The sequence below is a fragment of the Mesorhizobium sp. M1E.F.Ca.ET.063.01.1.1 genome, from assembly GCF_003998155.1.
Taxonomy (GTDB): domain Bacteria; phylum Pseudomonadota; class Alphaproteobacteria; order Rhizobiales; family Rhizobiaceae; genus Mesorhizobium.
The window spans coordinates 1-7479 of the sequence record NZ_RZSC01000270.1 but is presented as its reverse complement, the minus strand read 5'-3'; the positions used below and the strand labels follow the sequence as shown (position 1 = coordinate 7479).

At 60.8% G+C, this 7479-nt stretch carries 7 protein-coding genes; 4 read left to right on the top strand and 3 right to left on the bottom strand.

Going from position 1 to position 7479, the window contains the following annotated elements; translation table 11 throughout:
- Window positions 1–496 (top strand): DJ-1/PfpI family protein (locus EOA29_RS19255; RefSeq protein WP_189478932.1); only part of this gene is annotated, 496 nt, incomplete at its 5' end.
- 667 nt (window positions 497–1163) lie between these two features.
- Here the strand turns inward: EOA29_RS19255 and EOA29_RS19250 are convergent.
- Entirely contained in the window at window positions 1164–2339 is a 1176-nt protein-coding gene (locus EOA29_RS19250; RefSeq protein WP_127221296.1) for a Fic family protein, read from the bottom strand.
- Window positions 2340–2801: 462 nt separating this feature from the next.
- Here EOA29_RS19250 and EOA29_RS19245 point away from each other — a divergent pair, with 462 nt between their 5' ends.
- The 3 genes from EOA29_RS19245 to EOA29_RS19235 all read left to right on the top strand — a co-directional run bounded on the left by EOA29_RS19245 (window position 2802) and on the right by EOA29_RS19235 (window position 4719).
- Window positions 2802–3044, top strand: coding sequence for a type II toxin-antitoxin system HicB family antitoxin (locus EOA29_RS19245; RefSeq protein WP_127221295.1), 243 nt, complete (start codon window positions 2802–2804; stop codon window positions 3042–3044).
- 622 nt (window positions 3045–3666) lie between these two features.
- Window positions 3667–3984, top strand: a complete 318-nt coding sequence (locus tag EOA29_RS19240; RefSeq protein WP_127221297.1) for a YMGG-like glycine zipper-containing protein — start codon at window positions 3667–3669, stop codon at window positions 3982–3984.
- 120 nt (window positions 3985–4104) lie between these two features.
- Window positions 4105–4719, top strand: a complete 615-nt coding sequence (locus EOA29_RS19235; RefSeq protein ID WP_127221294.1) for a methyltransferase domain-containing protein — start codon at window positions 4105–4107, stop codon at window positions 4717–4719.
- A 559-nt stretch (window positions 4720–5278) separates the two neighbouring features.
- On the opposite strand, the gene EOA29_RS19230 is transcribed toward EOA29_RS19235, so the two are convergent.
- Together EOA29_RS19230 and EOA29_RS19225 are read right to left on the bottom strand one after the other, a co-directional pair.
- On the bottom strand, window positions 5279–5653 hold the full coding sequence (locus EOA29_RS19230; RefSeq protein WP_127221293.1) for a response regulator: 375 nt from the start codon (window positions 5651–5653) through the stop codon (window positions 5279–5281).
- Window positions 5650–7479, bottom strand: a 1830-nt coding sequence (locus tag EOA29_RS19225; protein WP_127221292.1) for a PAS domain-containing protein, incomplete at its 5' end; no start/stop codon positions are given. The genes EOA29_RS19225 and EOA29_RS19230, both read right to left, overlap by 4 nt.

Genomic DNA, 7479 nt, shown 5'->3' with positions numbered 1-7479 from the left:
CCTCATACTTCTGAACGAGGGCCTGGATGTTGATCTTGGATCCCGGAAGCATGCGGCACGAAATGATATCGTGGCGCAGCTGCTCGTAAACGTCGTTGGCAATAGTGCGGGCTACCGAGTCCATCTCAATGTCGCTTGTCTGGCCGTAGAAGTGATTGCGAAATGGGTTTGTTCGGTCTGCGAGGGGGCGCTCCTGCTGGCCCGGGCTGGGCTGCTCGACGGCCACAAGGCGACGACGCACTGGGCATTCGTCGACTGCCTGCGCCGCTTTCCGGCAATCGAAGTAGCCAAGGGCCACCCGCGTTTTGTCGAGTCAGGCAACCGGCTGACCGGCGGCGGCATATCTTCGGGACTCGATGAAGCGCTGCACCTTATTTCCCGGCTTTTTGACGACCAGACCGCCGTCGAGGTTCAGATAACGACCCAGTATTTCCCTGTGCCGCCGGTTGCAGGAAGGATTCCATCTGAGATGCCAACATGCATGGTTCAATGGTGAAAGTATCGTTCGAGGCGGAAGGCCGGGCAACGCCACAATTGGTGCGACATAAGACGAAGCCGCAGAAAGTCGCCATCGTCGATGAGTCGAGCGTATAGGTGGCAAAGTCGATCAGACGGTCGACATGTGGAGCAAAGCCACCCTCCACATGCAATGGACGGATGTCGCTGTGGTTCGGAACCGACGTTCGGCAATGCAGATTCAGATCGCCAGACTGAACTGCTCCAGGCTTTGCCTCCAAACAACGCAGTTGGCGACATTGGCGACTGGCCCTTGACGATGACGGCACCAGCCATCGTCCCCTCACGGGATGGCCCTACACGTTCGCAGCCCGCTCATGAGGATCCTTCAGCTTGCCCATGATGGGGCCTCAGCAGCCCACCACAACTCAACAAAATCAAAGCGATGCGCGGAGGTTCGCTATAAAACCCGGCTAACCACGGGACGAAATAGCGCTAAGTCATTGATAAATAACAACAATGGCGGGCCCGGAGGACGTATTCACATCTCTGATTTCATTGTCTTTTTCGTGGGCCAAAATAGGAAATCTTCCCGTATCGCTCCCTATGGTCCCGCGCCTAAGCAAAGGAGCGCGGCACGGGATAGGGCTTCATGCAAGCTCCTAGGATGTGGGCTTTGCTTGGCATGATTTCGCGGTTGGTAGCGATCAGCCGCCGCTGTCCAATTCCGTTCCGGTTCGCAGGCACTCAAGATAGGCGCGATAGGCGAAGCTGCGGTCGCGCTTCTTTCCTGTAGTTTCCACGAGAATATTGGTTTCGGTCAGCGCCTCGATCGCACGGATCGCGGTCGGCTTGCTTGCGCCGATCAACTTTGTGACCGAGGCAACGCTCACGATTGGGTGACGCGGCAATTGCTCGAACAGTCTCACTGCCGAGACGGAGGCGGAATGGGCTTCGAGCAATCGCACCCGGTCCGCGGAGACGAGATTGAACAGTTCCCGCGCCGAGGTGACGGCTTCATCGGAAATCGTGGCGACCCCATCGAGAAAGAAGTCGATCCAGCCCTCCCAGTTCCCTTCCAGCCGGACCAGATTGAGGCGCCGGTAGTACTCTTCCCGGTGGCGTTTGAAAAACAGGCTGAGATAGAGGAGCGGCGCTTTCAGCAAGCCCCAGTGCTCCAAGAGCAGAGCGATCAGGAGCCGCCCGATTCGCCCGTTGCCGTCGAGATAGGGATGAATGGTCTCGAACTGCACGTGGAGAAGACCCGCCCGCATCAGCTTCGGTAGCGGATCGTCGACGTGGATGTATTTCTCAAATTCGCTGAGAAGCTGGGGAAGCTTATCCGGTGGCGGCGGAACGTAGACCGCATTGCCTGGCCGGCTTCCCCCGATCCAGTTCTGGCTGCGGCGCACGTCTCCGGGCTGCTTGTTCGAACCGCGCACGCCGCGCATCAACCGCTTGTGCGCCTCGTTCAGGAGCCGCATGGAAATTGGCAGCCCCTGCATCGACGCAAGCTGGTCGCGGGCATAGGCGAGCGCGTCGAGGTAGTTCGTGACCTCTTCCACGTCGGCATTGGGTGCCGGCCCCTCTTCGGCCTCGAAAGCGAGAAGGTCCACGAGTGACGCCTGCGTGCCCTCGATCTGCGACGAGATCACGGCCTCCTTGCGCACGAAGGCATAGATGAACCAATCGAGGGAAGGCACCATATCGCCTGCGAGATCGAGACGAACGAGCGACTGCTCGGCTTCCCGGAGACGATGTTCGAGCTTGCCCTCAACAGAGAGTGCCGGACGCGCAGGCGGCAGATCGAACGGGATGAACGCATCGACGTTCTCTGCGCCTGCGGTTACGCTCTCGTATCGGCCCGTTGTTCGCTTCGGCATTTCATGACCCAATTGGGAACAGCTTCGTTCGGATCGAGGCGAGCAAGGAACGACAGCGTTCCTTGGCGACCTCTCTGGGAAAGAAGTCTTTACTAGCGCTGAGCGTTAGTCAAGAAATCGTTCTTAGCGCGCTTGATAGATTGTTGCCGACTTCGCAGCCGCAGGCTATGGACTCACATGAAAGTCCGATGCTCTAGCGCGTGCTCGTCTGAAGGCCTGCAATGGAGTAAGCCTGTCGGTCGGTGGACATCCGCAGATACTGGGCAGCGCGAACCCTCAGCCTCGCTTGAGGGGTGTTGCGGGCCGCTGCAGCCTTGTCCATCGCTTCGCGCCGTCGTACCGATGCCTTGATCCAGCGACTTTGCCACCTGAGGGTAGGTGAGCCGGTTGGAATTCGGCCCGATCCTGTCCGCGGCTTTGAAATAGGTCCGCTGGCGTGGCTGACAAGCTATGGGGAATGGAATGCGCCGATACGTTGGTGTGATCCACAAAGAGGGCAACAGCGACTTCGGGCTTTCTTTTCCCGACTTCCCCGGTGTCGTCACGGCCGGCCGGACGATCTTGGAGGTGCGTCAGCTCGCCGAGCAGGCGCTCGCTTTTCACGTCGAGGGACTTATGGAGGACGGCCAACCCATTCCAGAGCCGACGTCACCGGAGCGCGTGGTGACGATAGAGGCGCACTCACGACTGTCCAAGTGCGTCTGAAGGCTCGATACGTCAGGCAGTTACCACGTCGGCCGAGCTGAACTTCGCGTATCCCTCGGCGCCGGAGCCCGTCCCTTCGCACTCCGCGCAGCGCACGCTGACGCCGGGACATCCGTCCTGATGCGTCCCCGCCGGGCAGCAATGGCCGTTGGAGCTTTGCCATCTCGGACATTCGAACATCGTACCTGTGCCGCCGCAGCCTTGGCACTTGCCTTCGGATAATGCCAGTTTCATTTGCCCCGACCCCTTCAGCGTTGCCTTGCAACGCGCCCAAGCCCAAACGGGAACATCGACTGGCCCCACCAGCCGTTTGCCGACATTAACATAAGGAAATTAAGGTTCTTCTAAAATAACAATTCCTTGTAAACATCATTCGCCGGCGAACGTTCCGCCGATCCCGGCCACCGCGCTATGAAAGGCATCACACTCGCCGATGCGGGGTATCAATCTCGTTCGGTGTCCGGGCCGTCTTTCCAGTTTGGCGACCATGCTCTTCAACAGCCGGGAAACCATGACTCATTTCGTGAGAAAGCGCGCCGCCGTTCCGCCGCAATGCGAGCCCACTGCGGCTAGGTACGCCCCTGTTTCTTTTGGTCTTTGGGGCTTCGAAGGAGTTCTGGAGATGATGATGAAGAAGGTTTTGGTAGCGGTGCTGATGAGCGCAGCACTTGCCGGATGCGAGACGCAAACCGAAGGCCAGCAGCGGGCCACCACCGGCGCGCTGGTCGGCGGCGCCGGCGGCGCACTAGTCGGCCAGGCCATCGGTGGCAACACCAAGAGCACCGTCATCGGTGCGGCGAGTGGCGCGCTGCTCGGCGCCGTCGTCGGCAGCGCGACGACGCCGCAGCGGCGTGGCGAGCAGCTCTGCCGTTATCAGGATCGCTACGGCCGCATTTACACCGCGCCCTGCGACGACCGCTATTATAACGGCGACTATTGACCTCCGGGTCTTTGACTATGGGAGACGGCGGTTTTCTGCGCCGACTCCCCTCGTCCGTCATGCTTTTGTACGCTTCTCGATATAGAATCATTCTTGCGGCGGGCTGTGGAGGAGGTCGAAATGACGACGAGCCTTGCCGGCGCGCTGAAAGACCGTAGCAAGCGGGCGGTGAAGCGGCTGATCGGGTATGATTCCCGCAACTGGCTGCGCATTCGCCAGATCGAAGCTTTCACCACATTCCTCGAGGCGGCGAACCGCAAATCCCGCGATGTGATCGAGATCTCGCCGGGCTGGAACCGCTCCTGGCGGGCGATATGCCCAAACTACCGCTCGGTCGATTTCCCAGACTTCGACATCTGCCGCGACCGCACCGACGAGCAATTTTCCATTGTGATTGCCGACCAGGTGTTGGAGCACGTGCAGCGGCCACTGGCGGCCGCCGCCAACATCCACGCGATGACCAGGCCAGGCGGCTGGGCGATGGTGGCGACGCCGTTCCTGTTCCGCGTGCATGCGCGACCACACGACTACAACCGCTGGACGCCGGCAGGACTGAAGCAGCTGATGGTCGAGGGCGGCTTTGCGGAGGAGGACGTGCAGGTGTTCGGCTGGGGCAACAAGGCCTGCGCCAAGGCGCATATCGGCGGGCCGGTGAGGGCCTATGGCTTGTGGAGAGACCTGAGTAATGACGAGGAGTACCCGCTGATGGTGTGGGCATTTGCCAGGAAGGCGTGAATTCGCCCGCGCGCGTGTCGGCCCGCACAAGGCGACGGCGATCTGTCGCGGGCGCAATGCCTGAGCCGGATAGCAAAGCGAATCTCCCGACCCGGCCGTAACCGTCGGCTGTCGGTTGGCTGACCAGAGCAGCCGTTCTGCCATCTACCTATGTCGCTGCATCCGCCTTCTCTGTTCGCCCGCGCTACCATACCCCTTGGACGCGCGGACCGTCGACGGGAACTAATTGTTACTCAATTTCTTCAATGTCGTGGCGACCGCGCAAAGCGCGTAAGCCCGTGAGAGGATCGACGATTAGGATCGCACATCTCAGCCAGCGCCTCGGCCTGCAGACGGCTCCAGTCCTCCCGTGTCGAATGGTCGGCACGGGCAGAATGTAGATGCCAGCCCCAGGCGGATACCACCTTGCGCGCGACTTGTTTCGGTACGAGCGCGACCAGATCGCTTCCCCCCACCGCCTTGCAGACGCCACCGAACAAAGGCAGATGGATGGGCGGTGTTCCGGACGAGAAGGTAGGCTCCCCTTACAGAGGTGGAGCCACCGGCGCCGGCGGCTCCATTACGATCGGCGAAAACGCGCGACGGCTGCGGTTAGCTCCTTGGGGTCGACCGGCTTCGATAGCCTTGGCGCCTGCCGGAACTCATCGGGAAAGATCGTCGGACTGTCGTAGCCGGTGACGAAAAGAAAGGGAATGCCCCGCGAGGCGAGCAACTCGGCCAAAGGAAAACTCCGTTCTCCGTTGAGGTTGACGTCGAGCACCGCTCCATCAAGCGCGATACCGTCGATCTGCTGCAGCGCCTCTTTCACCGAAGCCGCGGGACCGACCACCTGGCATCCCGAATCGATCAGCAGGTCGGAGAGATCCAGCGCTATCAGAAAAGCATCCTCGACGATAAGGATCTGAAGACCCGATAAGGAGGCTTGCTTATTCATACCTTGCCTGGAGCAGGGGGCGACAAGTAATCGGTCGTTTCGGACCTGGGCAACGGTATCTGCAAAAGACACTCCAAACCGTTCCGCTTGAAGCTCAGATTGACCTTTCCGCCTAGCTCGTATTCCAAACTCTGCTGGATGAAAGTGGTTCCAAAACTCCTCTTCGTCGGCTCCTTCACCTTGGGGCCGCCGATTTCCTTCCAGGCGATCGACAGTGTGCCCGGCTTTTCGACGCGCCAAGAAATGTCGACCCGGCCTTTGTCGCTGGTGAACGCGCCATATTTGGTCGCGTTGCTGGCCAGCTCGAAGAAGACCAGGCCGAGCGTGGCCGCCGCACTCGCGTTGAGCTGGAACGGGTCGCCCCGAACGACGACGTTCTGGCCCGTCTTGCCGCCATAGGAAGACAGCGTCGCCCGCACCAGCCCTTCGAGATCGGCGCCTCCCCATTGGTAAGAGGCCAGCAATTCGTGCGTGCGAGCCATCGCCTGGAGACGGGCCTGAAAGGCGCTCGCGAAATCGTCGAGCGATTCCGAGGAACGCACCATACGTGACGTCAGCGCGGTGACGGTGGCGAGGATGTTCTTTACGCGATGCTGCAATTCATGGAGCAGCCGTTCCTGGTTGCGCTCGGCGTTCTTGTGGTTTGATATGTCGATCAGGGCACCGATCGCGCCGCGCACCTTGCCGAATTCGTCGAACAGCGGATTGGCCGACATCATGACATCGATGCCGTCGCCCTTACTCCGCATGATCCGCGCTTCATATCCGGGAATGGCCTTGCCTGTCCGCATCGCCTTCAGCAAAGGCTGGTCGGCGGCATCCACCGGGGTGCCGTTCAACATCAGTGGCAGCACGGCAGGCATGGAACTGAGCTTGCCGTCCGTGGCGCGCCGGCCGGAAAGCTCAACCGCGTGGCGGTTGGCGCGGATTTCCTCGCCATTGCCGTCCTCGGCGATGAAGATGCCCACCGGCACCAGGTCCAGCAGGGTCTCCAGGCTTTCGACACGGTTGCGCAGGTCGTGGGTCAGCACGCTGATCTTTTCCTCCGCCCGCGCGATCTGGGTGACGTCGACGAAGGTGACGACGACGCCGGCGATGACATTGTCGACGGTACGGTAGGGCAGCACGCGCATGATGTAGCGCTTGCCGCTGTCGGCGCCTTCGATCTGGCGCTCGATCGTGCCGAGCCGATGCAGCACCTGCTCCATGTCGGCCTGCAACCCGTCGGCGGCGAAACGCGGGCGCACATGCGCAAGCGGCCGGCCGACGTCGCTTTCGACCAGCCTGAACAGATCGCGCGCCGTCGGCGTAAAGCTGTTGATGCACAAATCGCGATCGAGGAACACGGTCGCGATCTGGGTGCTTTCGAGCAGATTCGCCATGTCGTTGTTGGCGCGGCTGAGCTCGTCGACGCGGATGTTGAGCTCAGCATTGACGGTCTGCAGCTCCTCGTTGATCGACTGCAGCTCTTCCTTGGAGGTTTCCAGTTCCTCGTTGGACGACTGCAGCTCCTCATTGATCGAGGACAGCTCCTCGTTGGAGGACTTCAACTCCTCATTGGAGGATTCGAGCTCCTCCGTGGTGATCTGCAGCCGCTCCCTGGTTTCCCGCAGCTCCTTTTCGAGCTGGCTGACATTGGCGCTTTCGACGTCGTCGGTGGTGTGGACGGGCTCGTCCTCGGTTTCCGGCGTGATTCCGCCGACATCCCGGAAGACCAGCATGTAGAGCGGTTCGGACGAGCCATCGGCCGGCAGCGGCTGCACCGCGAGGCTGATCGTCTGGCGTCCGCCATTGGTGCCGATGCTGATCTTGTTCTGGACGGCTAC

Bases quoted from the DNA above. Each gene is read 5' to 3' on its own strand.
- EOA29_RS19250 (WP_127221296.1), bottom strand. From the start codon at position 2,339: ATGCCGAAGCGAACAACGGGCCGATACGAGAGCGTAACCGCAGGCGCA.
- EOA29_RS19245 (WP_127221295.1), top strand. From the start codon at position 2,802: ATGCGCCGATACGTTGGTGTGATCCACAAAGAGGGCAACAGCGACTTC.
- EOA29_RS19240 (WP_127221297.1), top strand. From the start codon at position 3,667: ATGATGATGAAGAAGGTTTTGGTAGCGGTGCTGATGAGCGCAGCACTT.
- EOA29_RS19235 (WP_127221294.1), top strand. From the start codon at position 4,105: ATGACGACGAGCCTTGCCGGCGCGCTGAAAGACCGTAGCAAGCGGGCG.
- EOA29_RS19230 (WP_127221293.1), bottom strand. From the start codon at position 5,653: ATGAATAAGCAAGCCTCCTTATCGGGTCTTCAGATCCTTATCGTCGAG.